An 18,946-nucleotide genomic window follows, 5' to 3' on the forward strand; every position below is an offset into this window, starting at 1 on the left:
CGACCGACCGATTTGTCCGGCTGGTCGGTGGCATGCTGGATATCGGGTTCACTCACGTCATGCCTGCCCTGTCGAAGTTGCTTCCTGACGACTGCGTTCGCCCCCATCGAACGCGCCGCCACCGGGGACATCATCCCCCACCTCGACGCCGGGCGCGTCGGAAGCCGTTTCGCCGCTGAGTGCCGTGAGCACAGCTTTGGCTGTCATCTCACCGATACCGGGCACCTCGATGATGTCGGCAACGGTCGCTTCTTTGAGTTTCGCGACCGAACCGAAGTGCCCCACGAGTGCGTTTCGCCGACTCTCCCCCAGTCCTTTGACCGAGTCGAGAGCCGATGCGGTCATGCGTCTGGATCGCTTACTGCGATGGAAGGTGATCGCGAACCGGTGCGCCTCGTCTCGCACGCGTTGCAGCAAATACAAAGACTCGCTGGTACGCGGCAAAATGACCGGGTCCACCTCGCCCGGCACCCACACTTCTTCGAGTCGCTTCGCCAAGCCGACGACAGCCACATCGGTTATACCCAGCTCGTCGAGAACCTCGGCCGCTGCAGCGACCTGAGGTGCGCCGCCGTCGACAACGAAAAGATTAGGAGGGTACGCAAACCGCCGCGGCCGCCCGGTCTGCGGGTCGAGCGCCGCCTCGGGCGCGAGATCTCCACCGGAACCAGCTCCGCTCGCATCGGAGCTGTGACGCAGGAACCTACGGCGCGTCACCTCCGCAATACTCGCCACGTCGTCGGAATGCCCGTCTCCAGCCGCTTCCTTGATGGAATAGTGCCGATAGTCGCTCTTGCGTGGAAGCCCGTCCTCGAACACCACCAACGACGCGACGACATCGGTCCCTTGCACGTGGGAGATATCGATGCACTCGATACGAAGCGGCGCCGAATCCAGATCCAGTGCCTCCTGAATTCCTTGCAAGGCGGCAGATCGCGAGGTGAAATCGCCTGCACGCTTGAGTTTGTGTTGCGCAAGCGCTTCCTTTGCGTTGCGCTCCACCGTCTCGGCGAGGGCCTTCTTGTCCCCACGTTGCGGTACCCGAAGCGTCACATTGGATCCGCGAAGCGAGCTGAGCCACAGCTGCACTTCGGCTGCGTTGGCGGGTAACACCGGTACGAGAACCTCACGCGGAACAGCGTTGGCACTGCCGTCGTCGTTCTGACTGTCTCGGTTGCCCGGCACGTGTGACGACAACGCTGCCTGCTCACCGTAGAACTGGGTGAGAAATTGCTCGACCAATGCCGGTAGGTCGGACTGATCGGCGGCCTGCTGCTCGATCACCTCGCCTGCCTTCTCCACGACCCAGCCGCGCTGGCCTCGCACACGCCCGCCGCGAACGTGAAATACCTGCACCGCGGCCTCGAGTGCATCGGTGGCGAAGGCGACGAGATCGGCATCAGTGCCGTCACCGAGCACGACCGCCTGCTTCTCGAGCGCGCGACGCAGTGCGCCGACGTCGTCGCGCAATCGGGCAGCGGTTTCGAAGTCCAGATCGTCCGACGCTATCTGCATCTGCTTCTCGAGCTGACGAACCAGTCTGTCGGTCTTACCGGACAGAAAGTCGCAGAAGTCTTCGACGATCGTGCGATGCTCGTCCGCCGATACACGACCCACACACGGTGCCGAGCACTTGTCGATGTACCCGAGCAGGCAAGGTCGACCGATCTGCTTGTGCCTCTTGAACACTCCGGCCGAACAGGTACGTGCTGGAAATACCCGCAACAGTAGATCGAGGGTTTCCCGGATGGCCCAGGCATGGGCGTATGGACCGAAATACCGCACACCCTTGCGTCGTGGGCCCCGGTAGACGAACAGGCGTGGATACTCTTCGTTCATCGTGACCGCGAGCATCGGATAGCTCTTGTCGTCGCGATAGCGAACATTGAACCGAGGATCGAACTCTTTGATCCAGTTGTATTCGAGCTGGAGTGCCTCGACCTCGGTCGTCACGACGGTCCACTCGACCGAGGCCGCGGTGGTCACCATCTGTCGGGTGCGGGGATGAAGAGAGGCGACGTCGGCGAAATACGAGTTCAGGCGACTGCGGAGGCTTTTTGCCTTTCCGACATAGATGACGCGTCCATGCGGATCACGAAATTTGTACACACCGGGCTCGACCGGAATAGTTCCGGTTGCAGGGCGGTACGTAGCTGGATCGGACACGTATCCCAGGCTAGTCGCAGCTACCGACGAACCAGGCCCAGCGCTGCTCGCTCACTCTTCCGTCACCCTGTCGGCACCCGTGTACTTGGCTTCGAGCGAACGGAACGCCCGCACCGCATCGACGGCGTGGCCTCGATCGTTGGACTGAATTGCCATCACCGGGATGAACTCGTCGTCGGGGATGTCCACTCGAGCCCACATTGCGCCGTCGGGAAACGACAGCCCGCGCACCAGATCCCATTCGATCAAGCGCTCGGACAGAATGTTGCGAACGGCGACGCCTTCTTTACCGACTCGCACGCGCGGTCGTGTCAGCAACAACGCGATCCCGGCGAGCAGGACACCGATTCCGGCGAGTGCAAGCTGATCGGCAGTGCGAAAAAAGACCCCGGTTGGCGATACGCGCAGAAGAATCGCCACGGTGGTGTGCGACACCAGCAGCACGACCGCCGCTGCTATCGCGAACCGGGCGGACTTGATCGAACGAACCTCGAGTTCCCAACGAGCTTCGTCGGTCATCGGAACGCCTCGTCGGTCCACGGCTGACGCAGGTGCTTGAGTGTCAGCGCGGTGTCGACAGCAGCTGCCACCGCCTGGGCACCCTTGTCCTCTTTCGATTCTGGGAGTCCTGCCCGATCGAGTGCCTGTGCTTCGTCGTTCGTGGTGAGCACTCCGTTGGTGACGGGCGTGCTCTCGTCGAGCGAAACCCGAGTCAGACCTGCGGTGACCGCGTCGCAGACGTACTCGAAATGCGGAGTACCACCACGGATGACCACCCCGAGCGCGACCACTGCGTCGTGTGATTTGGCCAGAGCCTGGGCAACTACCGGAAGTTCGATCGCACCGGCGACACGCACCACGGTGACGTCGGTGATACCGACTTCTTCGGCCTTCCGCTTGGCACCTGCCAGCAGCGCCTCGGAAATCGTCTTGTGCCACTGGCCCGCAACGATCGCCAGCTTCAGGTCACCTGCACCGGAGAGCTGCAGTTCGGGTTCGCCGCCGCCGCTCATCGATTGGTCCCTGCTTCGTACTCGTCCAAACCGACAAGGTCGTGTCCCATGCGGTCTCGTTTGGTGCGGAGATATGTCAGATTCTCGGCATTCGCACGGAGCGGCATCGGAACCCGCTCTGTCACGTGGAGCCCGTACCCATCCAACCCGACTCGCTTCGCCGGATTGTTGGTGAGCAACCGCATGGACGAGATTCCGAGGTCCACAAGAATTTGTGCCCCGATCCCGTAATCCCTGGAATCGGCGGGGAGGCCCAACTGCAGGTTTGCGTCGACGGTGTCCGAACCTGCGTCCTGCAGCTGGTAGGCCTGCAACTTGTGCAGCAAACCGATGCCGCGACCCTCGTGACCGCGCATGTAGAGTACGACGCCTCGACCTTCTGCGGCGATCATGTCCATCGCAGCATCGAGCTGGGGTCCACAATCACATCGGAGCGATCCGAACACGTCGCCGGTGAGGCACTCCGAGTGAACGCGAACGAGAACGTCGCTTCCGTCGCCGTCCGGGCCTGCGATATCGCCCCGAACGAGCGCGACATGCTCGACCTCGTCGTACACACTCTGGTACCCGACTGCACGGTACGTCCCGTGTTTGGTCGGGATGCGTGCGTCGGCGACGCGGACCACGTGCTTCTCGTGCTTACGGCGCCACGCGATGAGGTCGGCAATAGAGATCAGAGCCAGGTTGTGTTCGTCTGCAAAGACCCGCAGTTCGTCGGTTTGGGCCATCGCGCCCTCGTCCTTCTGGCTGACGATTTCGCAGATGACGCCCGCCGGCCGCAGATCGGCCATGCGTGCGAGGTCGACGGCAGCTTCGGTGTGTCCGGGGCGACGCAGAACGCCGCCCTCCTTCGCGCGGAGCGGTACGACGTGACCAGGGCGTGTGAAGTCGTTGGCACCTGTGTCCGGGTCTGCCAACAACCGCATGGTCGCTGCACGATCGGATGCGGAGATGCCGGTACCGATGCCCTCGCGCGCATCGACGGTCACAGTGTAGGCAGTGCCGTGTTTGTCCTGGTTGGTGGCGAACATCGGCGGCAGCCCGAGTCGATCACAGTCCTCACCGGCGAGCGGCACACACAGATATCCGGAGGTGTACCGCACCATGAACGCGACGAGTTCGGGCGTCGCCTTCTCGGCGGCGAAGATGAGATCGCCTTCGTTCTCGCGATCCTCGTCATCGACTACCACAACTGCTTTGCCCGCGGCGATGTCAGCGACCGCACGCTCGATACTGTCGAACCTTGTCACGTCCTGCGCTCCATACTTGTCATACCCCACCATGCATCCGAGGGTGCGGGTGCACCTTCGAGCGTACTTTCTAGGCGCCTACGGTCTGCAGGCGCTCCACATACTTGGCGATGACGTCCACTTCCAGATTGACGGGGGCGCCGACCTCGGCACTTCCCAACGTCGTCAAGTCGAGAGTGGTCGGGATCAACGAGATCTCGAACCAGTGCTCGCCGCCTTCGTCCTTGCCGAGCGCCGAGACGGTCAACGACACTCCGTCGACTGTGATCGAGCCCTTTTCCACAACATAGCGAGCGACCGACGTGGGCATCGATACGCGCACCACGGTCCAGTTCTCCGACGGCGAACGATGAACGACCGTTCCGGTCCCGTCTACGTGCCCCTGTACCAGGTGCCCACCGAGGCGCTTGCCCATCGCCATGGCACGTTCCAAGTTGACTCGGCTGCCCACCTCGAGCCGCTGCAACGACGACCTGTCGAGTGTCTCCTGCATGACATCAGCGGTGAATGCGCCTTCCGCCAGCACATCCACGACGGTCAGGCATACCCCGTTCACTGCGATGGAGTCGCCGTGACCTGCGTCCGAGGTCACGATCGGCCCCTTGACCGTGAAGCGGGCCGAGTCGACAAGGTCTTCCCTGCCGATTATCTCGCCGAGTTCCTCGACGATTCCGGTGAACACTTGGTACTCACTCCTGTCCGGTCGATCTCTTTGTCGTTCCGCTACTACAGCGGACTATGCGTGCATGTGCGGTTCAGGCGTGTCGGTTCGGAACGGCGCTGAGAAAAATGTCGGCTCCGATCGGATGCACACTCTCGATAGAAAACCTCAAGGCGTCGGTGATTGTTCCGACACCTGCATTCTCCACCGCCGCCGCGCCGGATCCCAGCACGACCGGAGCGATATAGGCCACGATTCTGTCGACCAGCCCCGCCGCCAGAAACGCGCCAGCCAGAGTCGGTCCACCTTCGATCAGTACTTCGGTGTGCTCGGCCAGCGCATGCATCACCTCGGCCGGCTCGCGGCTCCGCACGAACACGGTCGGAGCATCGGAGCTTCGGACCTGCGCAGTAGGGGCTGTCTCCCGAAGTCCCACGACGACTCGTGTGGGCTGATGCGGCGAGTCGGTGCCGTCGGGCAACCGAGCGGTCAGTCTCGGATCATCGGCCACTACCGTGCCGGTACCGACGACGATGGCGTCGAGGGTGGATCGTTGCTCGTGGACGTGGGCACGTGCTGCCGGACCCGTGATCCACTGACTGGAGCCGTCGGCCGCAGCACTTCGGCCGTCCAGACTTGCGGCGTACTTCAGGGTCACGTGTGGACGGCCGGTCCGCTGCTTGTGTAACCACGCACGCAGTGGCCCCTTGGCCACAGTCTCGGCACCTGTTCCCGACTCTACGAGCATGCCCGCTTCGATCAACGTGTCGGCGCCGCCCTGTGCCAACGGAGTGGGATCGGCAACGGCGAACACCACTTTGGCGATGCCGGCTTCGATGAGTGCCCGCGAGCACGGACCAGTTCTGCCAGTGTGATTGCACGGCTCCAACGTGACCACCGCAGTGCCCCCGCGCGCCTTCTCGCCTGCTTCCCGCAACGCGACGACCTCGGCATGTGGACCACCCGGAGGTTGGGTCGACCCCACGCCGACGACTACGCCGTCGACATCGAGAATGATCGCACCCACGGGTGGATTCGGGCTCGTTCGGCCTCTGACTGCCTCGGCGTGACCGACGGCCATACGCATCGCCTCGTCGATGGAGATGGAACCGCCACCAGCCATCCGGGCGACACTCATCCGTTCGACAGGTGCTTCGAGGCCCGGGCTGCTTGCGCGCGTAGGCCACGGACCGCGCCTGCTGGATCCGAAGTGCCATAGACCGCCGAGCCTGCAACGAAGCAGTCGATCCCGGCCGCCGCGGCCTGCTCGATCGTGTCGACGTTGATCCCTCCGTCAATTTCGACGATCAGCTTCAGCTCACCCGAATCGACGAGCGATCGGACGATCCCGGCCTTGCTCAGCACCTCGGGCATGAACGACTGCCCGCCGAATCCAGGCTCCACGCTCATGACGAGAAGCGTGTCGAACGAACGGAGGATCTCGAGGTACGGCTCGATGGGTGTACCGGGCTTGACGGCCAGGCCGGCTTTCCCACCCGCCGCACGAATGTCTTTGGCCACCGCGATCGGATCGTCGGTTGCCTCAGCATGAAACGTGACGTTGTAGGCACCCGCCTCGGCGTACGACGGCGCCCAGCGAGCCGGATCCTCGATCATCAGATGGCAGTCCAACGGAATGTCGGTGGCCTTCGACAACGATTGAACCACCGGTAGCCCCAGTGTCAGATTGGGTACGAAATGGGCGTCCATGACATCGACGTGCAACCAGTCGGAGCCCTTTACTGCATTGGCCTCTTCACCCAAACGAGCGAAGTCGGCGGAAAGAATGGACGGTGCGATCATCGGAGCTGCCACACCACTGATCCTAGTCGGTACCGTCGTACTGCTTTCTCGCAGTCGGGGTTGCCTTGTCGCGCCACGCGGCGACGATCATCTCCCGCAGTTCGTCGCGGTCGAGAAGATCGAGATCGACGATGATGTAGCCGTACCCGTCATAGTGCGGGGTCGTATAGAACGCCGGACTCCCGCCGGAGAGAAGCGCTTGTTTCTCGTCCAGGCGGCACACCAGAAGCAGCCCACCTTCCGCCTCGGTGCGCAGCCTGGCGAACAACTTGCCGGCAACCTTCAAGGCAGGAGTTCCGTACGACGTCGAGAGCGCCACTTTCGGCAGCGTCTCCGCGAATTCGACGACGCTCGTCCACGTGGTAGCGCCGTCTTCGGCGCTACCACCACCAGTACCGATGTTCATGGTTCATAAGTCTCCTCCGCTGATCGCAGCGGCGCTTGGACGAATACGTACCGGACGGTCCGTCCAGTCAGAGCGGTTTGCGCAGCGCGGCCATGAACATCGCGTCGGTACCGTGACGGTGTGGCCATAGCTGCACCGAGGGTCCGTCGCCGATCAGAGGAACATCCGGAAGCAACTCCCGCGTGTCCAGTTGCTCGACGCCGTGGCGCCGCACAGCATCGGCGACGACAGCGGTCGTTTCCGACAGATGCGGCGAACACGTGGAGTAGACGACGACGCCGCCCGGCCGCACGAGTGAGATCGCCGATGCGAGAAGCTCCCTCTGCAGAGTGACCAGTGCCGCAACATCCTTGGGTGAGCGACGCCACCGTGCTTCCGGACGGCGACGCAGCGCGCCGAGTCCGGTGCAGGGGGCGTCGACGAGAACACGATCGAATCCGGGGTCGAGGCCGGAGTCTCGGCCGTCGACGACGTGGACGGTGACAGGCAGTGATGCGGTGGTCTTTCGGACCAGTTCGGCGCGATGAGGAGTCGGTTCCACTGCGTCGACCCGTGCACCGTCGATTTCGGCGAGCGCACCGAGCAGCGCGGCCTTGCCTCCTGGCCCAGCGCACAGGTCGAGCCATCGACCGCCGTCCGGACCTTCGAGCGGCGCCAGCGTCAGCGCCCTGGCAACAAGCTGACTACCTTCGTCCTGGACTCCTGCCAGACCCTCGCGAACTGCGTCGAGCTTGCCCGGATCCCCGCCGTCGAGGTGTACCGCGTACGGCGAATACGGACCTTCTTCGCCACCGGTGACGAGAGCCAGTTCCTCCGCCGAGATCTCACCCGGACGCGCCACGAGATGCACGGCAGGACGCGCATCGTCTGCGGCCAGAACGGCCGCTAGTTCACCGGCGTCGGCTCCGAGCGCGTCGGCGAACGCCTGGGCGATCCACTTGGGATGTGCGTATTCGAATGCCAAGTGTCCGACAGGATCCTGTTCTACGGATGGACTCAGCTCCTCCACCCATTGCGCTTCGGTCTTCTCCGAGACTCGTCGCAGCACAGCATTGACGAAGCCGGCTTTGCCGCTGCCGAACTCCGCTCGCGCGAAATCGACGGAAGTGGCTACTGCAGCGTGCGGTGCAACTCTGGTGCGGAGTAGTTGATACGCCCCGAGCCGCAGAATATCGAGCAATCCCCCGTCGATATCGGCGATGGACCGGCCCGAGCCACTCTCGATGACGGCGTCGAGCAGCCCGCGGGCACGGGACGCTCCGTAGGCGAGTTCGGTTGCCAAGGCTGCGTCTCGGGTATCGAGTTTGCGCTCGCGTAGCAGGCCAGGCAAGACCAAGTTGGCATAGGCATCGCGCTCCCGAACGGCTTTGAGAACGTCGCGAGCCGCCAGACGGGCAGCGTCGACCGCACCGGCAGCGGCTGGACCGTTTCCCCGCGGAGGCCGGTTGGTGCCCGCGCCGCGCGATGTCCCCTGCGGTCGTCGGGACGCACCGTTGGTGCCGGACGACTCCGTAGATGTCGGCCGACGCTTACCTGGACGGCCACCGTGTTCGTTTCGGCCGCCTCCCGCGTTGCCGCGACTGGACTTGTCTTCCGAACTCATTGCGCCACTGCCGTTTCCGTAAGCCGGGCTCCACGAGCCCAGTCGAGTGCCTTCATCGGCTTCTTGCCCTGCGGCACTATGTCACCGAGGACGACGGCTGTGCTTGCAGTACCTACGTACACACCGTCCTTTCGTACAACGATGTGTCCGGGTTCCATTCTCTCGGTCGACACGGTCACTGGGAGGACCTTCATACGAATATCGCCTACCGTCGTCCATGCGCCGGGGTTGGGCGTGACTGCTCGGATCTGACGCTCGACTGCTGCTGCCGAACGCGTCCAGTCGATGCGAGCAGCATCGACGGTCACCTTCTTGGCGTACGAGACGCCATCCACGCTTTGCGGCAGCGCGGACGCTTCCCCCGCATCGATGGCATCCAAGGTGGCTTCCAACAGCTCCGCGCCGCTGATCGCGAGCCTGGAGAGCAGCTCGCCTGCGGTGTCCGACGGCCGAACCACTTCGGTTACGACACCGAGTATCGGCCCCGTGTCCATCCCTTCCTCGAGCAGAAAGGTCGACGCACCTGTGACGTCGTCACCGGCGGCGATAGCTGCCTGCACGGGGGCGGCGCCGCGCCACGCAGGGAGCAGCGAGAAGTGAAGGTTTATCCAACCGAATCGGGGAATGTTCAACACCGGCCGAGGCAGTAAGGCGCCGTAGGCCACGACGGGGCAGACATCGGGCTCCAATGCCGCCAATGCGTCGAGAAACTCAGGATCAGAGGGGTTCGTGGGCGTCAGGACCGGGATGCCGTGTGAGTCGGCCAGAACACCGATCGGCGAGCGAACCTGTTTGCGTCCACGGCCCGCCGCTGCATCGGGTCGGGTGACTACCGCTATCACCTCGTGCTTGTCCGAAGCGATCAGACGTTCCAGCGAAGGAACCGCCGGTTCAGGCGTCCCTGCAAACACAACACGCACCAGTGGGCTCCCACGAATAGGCAATACGACTCTTACGACGAACTCCCTATTCTAGGGACCATCTGCTCACTTCCCGACAAACCGCCGATCCTGCGCCGGTCGGTCTTGCATCGTTATAGCGCGGGACTTCACGTACTCGGCACCGTTCGGCCCGAGAAGACAACTCGCCCGCGATCACCCGCTAGCCTGGTCGGGCAAGCGAGCGTCGACTCGACCATCTCGATGTCGCCGGGTCGGACCGAGAAACCCGCGGACGAGAGGAGGGAGCTTGGCCATCACCAGCCCCCCGGCCTCGGCCGAGTCCGAATACTCGGTGCTCCGACGAACAGCGGCTTACCTCGCTGTCGTTGCAGCCGTAGTCGCCATCGTCTCATCCGGAATTCTGCCGAAAGACCTCTCCGTCGTCCTGGACGACCTCGCACAACTGATCTGTGGCACCGCAGCCGCTTCGATCTGTTGGTACACGGCCAGGCATCGCACCGGAGCCGAGCGAAGGTGGCGGGTTCTGATGGCTGCGGGTATGGCCTGCTGGTCGGCAGGGATGATGACGTGGGCTCTGTACCGTTCAGTTCTTCACACGGCACTGCCGTCGCCGTCGTATGCAGACATCGGATTCTTTCTGCTTCCGATCTTCTCTGTCTCAGCACTCCTCGCGGTCGTCGGACAGTCGCCGCGCCGCGCCGCGGTCGGCCCCACTCATGCTTGGATCACCTCGGTGCTCGACGGCATGGTGATCGTCGGCTCACTGTTCGTACTGTCATGGTCCACCGCGTTGGGACACGTCGTACGATCCGAGGAAACGAATTCCTTGCGATTTCTCGTCGCATCGATGTACCCGATCACCGACCTCGTACTTGTCGTCATGGTCGCTCTACTCGCTGTGGTCGCTGACGTTCCTCGCCGTTACCGCGCACAACTGTCGCTGCTCGGCGCCGGACTCGTGTGCGTGGCAACCTCGGACAGTCTGTATGCCTACCTCGTCGCCATCGGCGCCGAGGAGATGCCGTTGGTTGCCGACGCAGGCTTCATCGCAGGACCCGTTCTGGTTGCTCTCGCCGCGTCCGTCCCTACAGGTAGACGCCCCGACGGTACGGTTCGGATCGAACATTCGAATGGTCGACCGAGCACTCGGTCCACATCGCCCCGGTCTTCGCTCGTTTCGTTGGCCAGTGATCGAACGCAACTATTGCTCCCCTACGCGTTGATCGCGCTGATCGGCACGTTTCTCGGCGCGCAATGGGCGGCCCATGGTTCCGTCGATACCGTGGTGCTCGCACTGTTCTTCGCCGTGGTGGTGCTCTCGCTGGCCCGTCAGGTAATGACATTGCTGCAAAACGACACACTCCTACGACGATTGTCCGAAGCGCAGGCGGAGCTCAGCTTCCGAGCACATCACGACGGATTGACCGGCCTGCTCAACCGATCCGCATTCGACGAGCACCTGAGCACAGTGATCGACCTCCACAACACGAGCGGACGACTTGGCGTGTTGCTCTTGATCGACTTGGACAACTTCAAGGCCATCAACGATCGCCTCGGCCACGGTGCCGGAGACCGCTTGCTCGAGATTCTTTCGAATCGGTTGGCGGACGCGGTCGACGGCGGCGAACATGGGGGCATCGTCGCCCGATTCGGAGGCGACGAATTCACCGTACTGATTCCCGCGGGTATCGACGCCGGGTGCCGCGCCGCGAAAGAGATTGTCGACGCACTTCGTAAGCCGCAAAAAATCGAGGGCTACACAGTGTCGATCGGCGCAAGCGTGGGAGTGGTCGAGTTGAACGTTTTCGACGGCGACGTGACGGCAGATACCGTGGTTCGTAGTGCGGATCGGGCCATGTACGAGGCAAAGAAGAGCGGTAAGGCGGGGGTCTTCACCTACGATTGCGACGGCGCTCTGCGGATGGTGTACAACCTGGACGATACGGCTGCGGCATTCGACTGGTGGCCGAACCACCGCAGCCCTGACATCCAGCGGATTTCGTTCTGTTCAGGTAATCAGGGAAGCCTCGGGATCAGTCCGAAAATCGTTGCGGGTGAACCCGACCCGGCTCGGTTGATCGGACCTCCGACCAGAACATGAGCCCCGGTGCTCGGCAAAGAACCCAGGTTGGTGAGATTTTCCAAACTGATTCTGCGCCGGTCGTACAGTTTGACCGATACCGGATAGGTCTCGTCGTTGCCGAGATCAGGACCGAACGTATCGGTTCCCAACGCTCCTCGATCAGCAAGTCGGCCCGTATCGATGAGCCATTGCGCGGCGTCCGCAGAGAAGCCGGGCTGATGGCTCACACCCTGCGCATCGGCGTTGGCGTACGTATCCGAGCCCCACCGCTCATCCCACCCGGTCCATAACAGGACTGCAGCGCCTGACGGGATACGGCCGTTGACCGTCTCCCATTCCTGAAGGTCTGCGACCGTGACTGCGTAATCTGCATTCGCGGCCGACTTCTCACGAACATCTATTTTCACTGCAGGCAGGAACAGATCTTCCGGCGCGAGTTGGTCTGCGGTGAGCCCGCCTTCTTGGAAGTGAGCCGGTGCGCCCCAATGTGAACCCGTGTGTTCGCCTTCTCTGACGTTCTGGATGTAGAACCCGTCTTCGGCTACGGTGGCGGCAGTCTCCAGAACGAACTCGGGATCACCTGGGAATATCGGTGTCGTGGCCGGGTCGTTGACGTGGGAAAGCGAGACGATCTTCAGCAAGCGATCCAAGGGGATCCCGAACCCGGGAAGATCTGCCGAACCCGTTCCCGGCGCCGCCTGCGCAAGCGTGGGACCCGCCAAACGTGCGCCCGCAACTACTGCCAAACCTGTTGCCACGCGTCGAATCAGCTGTCGTCTTTTCATCGAATGAACCTTCGCTTGTCCCAGGGCCCGAACTGCCCCTTGCTCAGTGTCGTAAGAACTTGGCCCAATGCCGTAGGAGACAGACTCTATGCGCTCGACGTCGCACTCCCGCACCGACTACTCAACCGATTCTGATGGGATCGATCTGGACTCGAATCGAAGACGTACTCTTCCTGGCACTCCTGGCGGCCTGCGCCTCTGTGAGTGAACGGGCAAGGGCCCCACCGGCGTTACGGGGCACCCGAAGCAATAGTCGTTGTACATCGCCCGGCAGGACCTCTTCTCCCCCGCCGGCCGGAGCACGCTGACCATCAGGGAGATCCACCGGCCCGAGTACCTCCACCTCCTCCGCCAGCCCAGCCGCTTCGACGAGCGCAGTGATCGATGCCGTCGTCCCATCGATCGCCGCAACATGGACCGCCGGCGGGAACCGCACCTCAATGCGCTCCTCCAGCTGACTTCGCGCGTGCCCGACCGGATCCCAGCGCACCAGTGCCTGCACCGTCGGAATCTCCGATTCCGCGACCACGACCACTCGGCCGTTCTCGCTACCGGGCCGAACCAAAGCTGCGGCCGTCATCCATCGGCGAAGTGTCTCCTCTGCTGCACGCAAATCGGCGCGGCCGAGCAATGCCCACCCGTCGAGCAGTAGAGCAGCACCGAACCCACCGGGCGTGGTCGGTTCGGCTCCCACAGTGGATATGACCAGCCTCGGTCCGGAAGCGACGGAGTCGAGCACCGATGATCCCCCGGAGGTGTGGACCGGCACGCCAGGAAATGCGCGTCCCAACTCTTCCGCTGTTCGATGTGCACCGATGACAACTGCCCGCAGGGTTCGAGACCCGCAGACGGTGCAGCGATGGTTGGTATCGGCGACGCCGCACCAACTGCAGGTGGGGCTGCCTGCGCCGTCCGCTCCCGGAGCAGACGGCAATGACAACGGTCCGTTGCAGCGACGGCATCTCGCGGGATTTCGACACTTGCCGCAGGCCAGCGATGGAACGTACCCGCCGCGTGGCACTTGAACCAGCACAGCAAGATTCGCGGCCAATGCTGTTCGTGCCGCATCGAATGCGATGGCAGGCAAGCGCGCTGCACGTGCCCCCGGGTCTCTGGCCAACGCATGATCACTGTCCGCCAGCGCGATAACGTGTGGTTGCCGCGCCCGGACCACTTCCCGGGGCGCGAGAAGATCGTGTGCCCAACCGGAATCCACGAGCGCCTCGGCCTCGGCAGTTCTGGCATGCCCAGCCAATACGACCGCACATCCGCATTCGTGCGCCCGCAACAGCGCCACCTCCCGTGCATGTGAATAGGGCGATCGAGGTTCAGCGTAACCATCGTCACCGTCATCCCACATGAGCAGCAAACCCAAATTTCGTGCGGGAGCGAACACCGCGCTCCTGGTGCCGACGACGATCGACACATCGCGTCGTAGTGCCGCCAACCAGCGTCGGTAGCGTTTGGCAGGTCCGAGACCTGCGGACAATGCGATCACCGCGTCCGAGCCGGCCACCGCCTCGCAGGCCGACGCTACGCGATCCAAGTCGCGTTGATCCGGCACCACCACCACCACACTTCGCCCACTCGCCGCTGTGACCGTGGCGAGTTCGGCAATACGATGAGCCCAATCCTCACCCGGAAGTGCCTGCCAGATCGCCCGCGGACTCCTCGATGCCCGCAGTGCATCGAGGAAAGCCTCGCCGTGGGTGTACGACGCCCACGCACTCGAATCGATCGCCGGAGCAACGATGACCGGCATGTCGTCAGAAGGCTCCCCTTCGACCTTGGCGTGTCGCGGCGGAACAGCAAGACGCAGGACATCGGCTCTCGTCCCGGCATATCTCGCGGCGACGGCAGTGACCAGCGCGCTGATCTCGGGCGTCAGGACCCTCTCGGGAGAGACGACACGGTCGAGCCAGCCTAGCTTTCCCGTGTGATCGCTGGACTCGACACGCTCGACGATGTATCCGTCGACCAGCCTCCCGGCGAACCGAATTCGAACCCGTACCCCTGGTTGAGCACTATCGGCGAATTCGGCCGGTACGAGATAGTCGAATTCCCGGTCGAGGTGAGCGAGCGGCAGCAGCGGCAGCACCCGCGCGATGGGACGCTCCTCGGCTGCCGTTCTCGCTGCGCCGCTCACCTCACTCCGTCCGTGAACTGCTCTCCCTCGAGGTACCCGAAGCCGATATCAAAGACCGGCGGCAGCGCGCAGCTTGTCGGCACGATCGATCGACTCCCACGGCAGCGAAATGTCCGTTCGGCCGAAGTGACCGTATGCGGCGGTCGGTGCATAGATCGGACGAAGCAGATCGAGGTCACGAATGATCGCACCGGGGCGTAGATCGAACACCTCGGCGATCGCAGCCTGAATCCGCACGGGGTCGGTCTTTTCGGTTCCGAAGGTCTCGACGAACAGACCGACCGGCGCCGATTTACCGATTGCGTACGCAACCTGGACCTCGATGCGATCGGCAAGTCCGGCAGCCACAGCATTCTTCGCAACCCATCGCATCGCGTAGGCGGCGCTACGGTCGACCTTGGACGGATCTTTACCGGAGAAGGCGCCGCCGCCATGACGGGCCATGCCGCCATAGGTGTCGACGATGATCTTGCGGCCGGTCAGCCCAGCATCACCCATCGGTCCGCCGAGAACGAACTTGCCGGTGGGATTGACGAGCAGTCTGATGTTGGAAGTGTCGAGTGTGGGGATGTTCAGATCTGCGAGCACGGCACTGAGGACCTGGTCGCGGATATCCGGCGTCAGCAGATTGTCCAGGTCGATATCGGCCGCGTGCTGGGTGGAGACCACGACCGTGTCCAGTCGTACTGCCTGATCACCGTCGTATTCGATGGTGACCTGAGTCTTACCATCCGGACGCAGGTACGGCAGAGTGCCGTTCTTGCGAACCTCTGTCAATCGACGAGCGAGGCGGTGCGCCAACGCGATCGGAAGCGGCATCAACTCTGGGGTATCGGTATTGGCGTACCCGAACATCAGCCCTTGGTCGCCTGCACCCTGGCGGTCGATCTCGTCATCGGAGAGTCCTTCGACTCGCGACTCGTGTGAATTATCGACTCCCTGGGCGATTTCCGGAGACTGAGCACCGATCGCAACGTTCACGCCACACGAATTGCCGTCGAAGCCTTTGGCAGAGGAGTCGTAGCCGATCTCGAGGACCTTCTCGCGGACGATCCTCGGAATGTCTGCATAGGCAGTGGTATTCACTTCACCGGCGACATGGACCTGGCCGGTCGTGACCAACGTCTCCACTGCCACGCGTGCACGAGGATCCTCGGTGAGAAGTGCATCGAGGATCGAGTCGCTGATCGCATCACAAATTTTGTCTGGGTGACCCTCTGTCACGGACTCACTGGTGAAGAGCCGACTGCCGGACTTGCTCACGGATTTCCTCTCGACGCGTACTTTCGGCCGGCCAGGAGCATTACTCCCTGTCGGCCATCACATTCATTCGATTCGAGCACATACCTGGTGAAACACTCTGAACTACAACTATGGGTTCGACGCCCCGAGCCAGATTCCGACACGAAGCGCACGTCACTTTAGTCGGGCGGGTGCGTGCTGTGCACCCTTCGAATCACCGGTGATCCGAAGGCTGGATCGCGAGCATGCCGACAACTGCGTCGACGACGCGGCTCGCAAGCAAAGCTTTCGAACCCTCTCCGAGCGCCGATTCCGAACCATCGGATCCCAACAGCCATCCGTCGTTGTCGTCGACCTCGAACGCTTTTCCCTCCCCTACCGCGTTGACGACGAGCAGATCGCATCCCTTACGTTCGAGCTTCGCTCGCGCATAGGTGAGTACGTCTCCCTGCTCGTCACCGGTCTCGGCAGCAAACCCTACGATCACAGTGGCTTGTGCAATGTCCCCGTTACGACGCGACTCGACCAGTCCTGCCAAGATGTCGTCGTTTCGAACCAGCGGGATCGAATCCGGTTCGTCGGCACCCTTCTTGATCTTGCTTGCGGCGATCGTTGCCGGACGGAAGTCGGCGACAGCCGCCGCCATCACGATCACGTCGGAATCAGGGGCGAATTTGCGCACCGCCTCCTGCATCTGCCGCGCCGTCTTCACATGCACGACGTCCACAGCTGCGGGATCTGGAAGTTCGGTGGTGAAACCAGCGATCAGGGTGACGTCGGCGCCACGTTGAGCTGCCACTCGGGCCAACGCATATCCCTGCTTACCCGAACTTCGGTTGCCCAGGAATCGGACGGGGTCCAACGGTTCGCGGGTTCCACCGGCGGTCACGACGACTCGGCGACCGGACAGATCTTGCGGGAGTGCATCCGATCGCTCGGCCAGCAGCATCGCAAGCGCAAAAATCTCGGACGGTTCCGGAAGGCGACCCGCTCCGGTATCGCGGCCCGTCAGACGACCGGACGCAGGTTCGACGACGGTGACACCGCGACCACGCACGGTGGCGACGTTGGCAACCGTCGCCGGGTGCTCCCACATCTCGGTGTGCATTGCCGGTGCGAGAACAACTGGGCAACGCGCGGTCAGGAGTGTGGCGGTCAGGAGATCGTCCGCCCGCCCGCCTGCGATCCGAGCCAGCAGGTCTGCCGTGGCAGGCGCGACGACCACGAGGTCGGCCTCCTGCCCCAACCGAACATGGGGAACCTCGGGCACGTCGGAAAAGACTCCGGTGTGAACCGGGTTACCGGACAGCGCTTCGAATGTTGCCCGCCCCACGAACTCGAGCGCCGACTCCGTGGGGATCACCCGAACGTGATGTCCACCCTCGGTGAAGCTGCGAATGAGGGAACAGCTCTTGTAGGCGGCGATCCCGCCACCTACTCCGATGACTACGCGCAACGGCTGCTTCCTTACCAGCGGTTCTTATTCGCCTTCGGAATGCTCGAGGAGATCGGCATGGATCTCCCGGAGTGCGATCGAGAGCGGCTTCTCCTGCAGACCCGGCTCGACCAAGGGGCCGACGTACTCGAGGATGCCGTCGCCGAGCTGGTTGTAGTAATCGTTGATCTGACGGGCCCGCTTGGCCGCATAGATCACGAGAGCGTACTTCGACGACGTGCGCGCCAGAAGTTCGTCGATGGGGGGATTCGTGATGCCGAGCGGCGTGTCGTAGGCCGGCAGAACGCTGGATCCGTCGAAATCGGACACGGCCGCTGAAGTGCTGCTCACTATTGATCTCCTGAAAGTGCATCGGTACTGCTGCGAAAAATGCTGGTGCTGTCTGCTGGTCGAAGCCACACTGCTGGTAGTGCAAGACTGCTGAAGCTGGCAAAAATCGGCTCTACATCGCCCGGAATACGCCAGAATCAACCGACCGAAGACCTACCGACCAACAAGGATACCAACTCATCGCACGAATGGTCGACATCGGCATTGACAATGATCGTGTCGAACTCGTTCTGTGCCGCCAATTCGACCCGTGCGGTCTGAAGTCGCCGCTCGGTAGCATCCGATTCTTCGGTCGCCCTGGACGTCAGGCGCTGCACGAGATCTTCCCAGGTAGGTGGTGCCATGAACACCAACAGAGCTTCGGGCTTGGACACCCGGACGGCACGTGCACCGGCGAGATCGAGTTCGAGCAGCACCGGATGTCCTCGCTCCAAGGCCTCCTCTACGGGGGCGGCCGGCGTGCCGGAGCGGTGCAGACCACCGTGCACACTCGCCCACTCGAGTAATTCGTCTGCCTCGACCATGCGATCGAACTCGTCGGCAGTCACGAAGTGATAGTCCTCGCCGTCGACCTCGCCGGGTCGCGGCGCCCGGGTGGTTACGGAAACGCTGAACCACAACTCGGGCAGTGTCCGTCGTACAACTCGAACGACGCTGGACTTACCGACGCCGGAGGGACCGGACAACACGATGAGCCGACCCCTCCCACTCGGTGACGCGTCACTGTCGGACACGGTCGATACTCCCGCCACTGGTCGGACCTCTCAGGCTTCGAAATCGAACTTCGTCAACAGCGCCTTGCGCTGTCGGTCACCGAGACCACGTAGACGACGAGTCGGTGCAATCTCCAACTCGGTCATCAATTCCTGGGCCTTGACCTTGCCGACCTTGGGAAGTGCTTCCAAAAGTGCCGACACCTTCATCTTGCCGAGAATCTCGTCGGTTTCGGCATCCTTCAACACTTGCTGCAGGTCGGTGCCGCCTCGCTTGAGACGCTCTTTGAGCTCGGCTCTTGTTTTACGGGCGAAGGCCGCCTTCTCCAAAGCGGCTGCTCGCTGCTCTGCGGTCAACTGGGGAAGGGCCACGTTTCCTCCGTCACA

At 62.8% G+C, this 18,946-nt stretch carries 18 protein-coding genes; 1 reads left to right on the forward strand and 17 read right to left on the reverse strand.

The window, feature by feature from the left end:
- Positions 1-57: 57 nt before the first annotated feature.
- The 10 genes from uvrC to fmt all read right to left on the reverse strand — a co-directional run bounded on the left by uvrC (position 58) and on the right by fmt (position 9,822).
- The gene (gene uvrC, locus E5720_RS00630) at positions 58-2,166 is read right to left on the reverse strand and encodes an excinuclease ABC subunit UvrC (protein WP_210729926.1); all 2,109 of its coding nucleotides are present in this window, start codon (positions 2,164-2,166) and stop codon (positions 58-60) included.
- A gap of 51 nt (positions 2,167-2,217) precedes the next feature.
- On the reverse strand, positions 2,218-2,685 hold the full coding sequence (locus E5720_RS00635) for a PH domain-containing protein (RefSeq protein ID WP_136169067.1): 468 nt from the start codon (positions 2,683-2,685) through the stop codon (positions 2,218-2,220).
- On the reverse strand, positions 2,682-3,179 hold the full coding sequence (ribH, locus tag E5720_RS00640) for a 6,7-dimethyl-8-ribityllumazine synthase (protein WP_136169068.1): 498 nt from the start codon (positions 3,177-3,179) through the stop codon (positions 2,682-2,684). The genes E5720_RS00635 and ribH overlap by 4 nt, the downstream gene beginning before the upstream one ends.
- Complete coding sequence (locus E5720_RS00645; protein ID WP_136169069.1) at positions 3,176-4,429, reverse strand: bifunctional 3,4-dihydroxy-2-butanone-4-phosphate synthase/GTP cyclohydrolase II; 1,254 nt, start codon at positions 4,427-4,429, stop codon at positions 3,176-3,178. Before E5720_RS00645 ends, ribH begins: the two co-directional genes overlap by 4 nt.
- Before the next feature lie 70 nt (positions 4,430-4,499).
- Positions 4,500-5,111: a riboflavin synthase gene (locus E5720_RS00650; protein WP_136169070.1), complete on the reverse strand. Its 612-nt coding sequence runs from the start codon at positions 5,109-5,111 to the stop codon at positions 4,500-4,502.
- Positions 5,112-5,184: 73 nt separating this feature from the next.
- Positions 5,185-6,213, reverse strand: a complete 1,029-nt coding sequence (gene ribD, locus E5720_RS00655) for a bifunctional diaminohydroxyphosphoribosylaminopyrimidine deaminase/5-amino-6-(5-phosphoribosylamino)uracil reductase RibD (protein ID WP_136172330.1) — start codon at positions 6,211-6,213, stop codon at positions 5,185-5,187.
- Between the two features lie 11 nt (positions 6,214-6,224).
- Positions 6,225-6,905 (reverse strand): ribulose-phosphate 3-epimerase, encoded by a 681-nt coding sequence (rpe, locus tag E5720_RS00660; RefSeq protein ID WP_136169071.1) that lies wholly within the window; start codon positions 6,903-6,905, stop codon positions 6,225-6,227.
- A 10-nt stretch (positions 6,906-6,915) separates the two neighbouring features.
- Positions 6,916-7,299, reverse strand: a complete 384-nt coding sequence (locus tag E5720_RS00665) for an MmcQ/YjbR family DNA-binding protein (protein ID WP_136169072.1) — start codon at positions 7,297-7,299, stop codon at positions 6,916-6,918.
- Positions 7,300-7,366: 67 nt separating this feature from the next.
- Positions 7,367-8,902, reverse strand: coding sequence for a transcription antitermination factor NusB (locus E5720_RS00670; RefSeq protein WP_136169073.1), 1,536 nt, complete (start codon positions 8,900-8,902; stop codon positions 7,367-7,369).
- The gene (gene fmt / locus E5720_RS00675; protein WP_168708256.1) at positions 8,899-9,822 is read right to left on the reverse strand and encodes a methionyl-tRNA formyltransferase; all 924 of its coding nucleotides are present in this window, start codon (positions 9,820-9,822) and stop codon (positions 8,899-8,901) included. The genes E5720_RS00670 and fmt overlap by 4 nt, the downstream gene beginning before the upstream one ends.
- A 268-nt stretch (positions 9,823-10,090) precedes the next feature.
- Here fmt and E5720_RS00680 point away from each other — a divergent pair, with 268 nt between their 5' ends.
- Positions 10,091-11,905: a GGDEF domain-containing protein gene (locus E5720_RS00680; protein WP_247596113.1), complete on the forward strand. Its 1,815-nt coding sequence runs from the start codon at positions 10,091-10,093 to the stop codon at positions 11,903-11,905.
- Here E5720_RS00680 and E5720_RS00685 read toward each other — a convergent pair.
- The 7 genes from E5720_RS00685 to mihF all read right to left on the reverse strand — a co-directional run bounded on the left by E5720_RS00685 (position 11,821) and on the right by mihF (position 18,931).
- Positions 11,821-12,672, reverse strand: a complete 852-nt coding sequence (locus tag E5720_RS00685) for a cyclase family protein (protein WP_136169074.1) — start codon at positions 12,670-12,672, stop codon at positions 11,821-11,823. The genes E5720_RS00680 and E5720_RS00685 overlap by 85 nt on opposite strands.
- Positions 12,673-12,793: 121 nt before the next feature.
- Positions 12,794-14,818, reverse strand: a complete 2,025-nt coding sequence (locus E5720_RS00690) for a primosomal protein N' (protein ID WP_210729927.1) — start codon at positions 14,816-14,818, stop codon at positions 12,794-12,796.
- Positions 14,819-14,866: 48 nt separating this feature from the next.
- A complete protein-coding gene (gene metK / locus E5720_RS00695) occupies positions 14,867-16,081 on the reverse strand; it encodes a methionine adenosyltransferase (RefSeq protein WP_136169075.1) in 1,215 nt (404 codons plus the stop codon).
- Between the two features lie 193 nt (positions 16,082-16,274).
- Positions 16,275-17,516, reverse strand: a complete 1,242-nt coding sequence (gene coaBC, locus E5720_RS00700; protein WP_136169076.1) for a bifunctional phosphopantothenoylcysteine decarboxylase/phosphopantothenate--cysteine ligase CoaBC — start codon at positions 17,514-17,516, stop codon at positions 16,275-16,277.
- Positions 17,517-17,540: 24 nt separating this feature from the next.
- On the reverse strand, positions 17,541-17,846 hold the full coding sequence (gene rpoZ, locus E5720_RS00705) for a DNA-directed RNA polymerase subunit omega (protein WP_084348816.1): 306 nt from the start codon (positions 17,844-17,846) through the stop codon (positions 17,541-17,543).
- A 137-nt stretch (positions 17,847-17,983) separates the two neighbouring features.
- A complete protein-coding gene (gene gmk, locus E5720_RS00710; RefSeq protein WP_136169077.1) occupies positions 17,984-18,580 on the reverse strand; it encodes a guanylate kinase in 597 nt (198 codons plus the stop codon).
- Positions 18,581-18,610: 30 nt separating this feature from the next.
- On the reverse strand, positions 18,611-18,931 hold the full coding sequence (mihF, locus tag E5720_RS00715) for an integration host factor, actinobacterial type (protein WP_084348990.1): 321 nt from the start codon (positions 18,929-18,931) through the stop codon (positions 18,611-18,613).
- Positions 18,932-18,946: the final 15 nt, after the last annotated feature.

This window comes from Rhodococcus sp. PAMC28707, from assembly GCF_004795915.1.
Classification (GTDB): Bacteria; Actinomycetota; Actinomycetes; order Mycobacteriales; family Mycobacteriaceae; genus Rhodococcoides.

Excerpts from the sequence above, each read along its gene's own strand:
- E5720_RS00635 (WP_136169067.1), bottom strand. The coding sequence starts at position 2,685 with ATGACCGACGAAGCTCGTTGGGAACTCGAGGTTCGTTCGATCAAGTCC.
- ribH (WP_136169068.1), bottom strand. The coding sequence starts at position 3,179 with ATGAGCGGCGGCGGCGAACCCGAACTGCAGCTCTCCGGTGCAGGTGAC.
- ribD (WP_136172330.1), bottom strand. The coding sequence starts at position 6,213 with ATGGCTGGTGGCGGTTCCATCTCCATCGACGAGGCGATGCGTATGGCC.
- E5720_RS00665 (WP_136169072.1), bottom strand. The coding sequence starts at position 7,299 with ATGAACATCGGTACTGGTGGTGGTAGCGCCGAAGACGGCGCTACCACG.
- E5720_RS00670 (WP_136169073.1), bottom strand. The coding sequence starts at position 8,902 with ATGAGTTCGGAAGACAAGTCCAGTCGCGGCAACGCGGGAGGCGGCCGA.
- E5720_RS00685 (WP_136169074.1), bottom strand. The coding sequence starts at position 12,672 with ATGAAAAGACGACAGCTGATTCGACGCGTGGCAACAGGTTTGGCAGTA.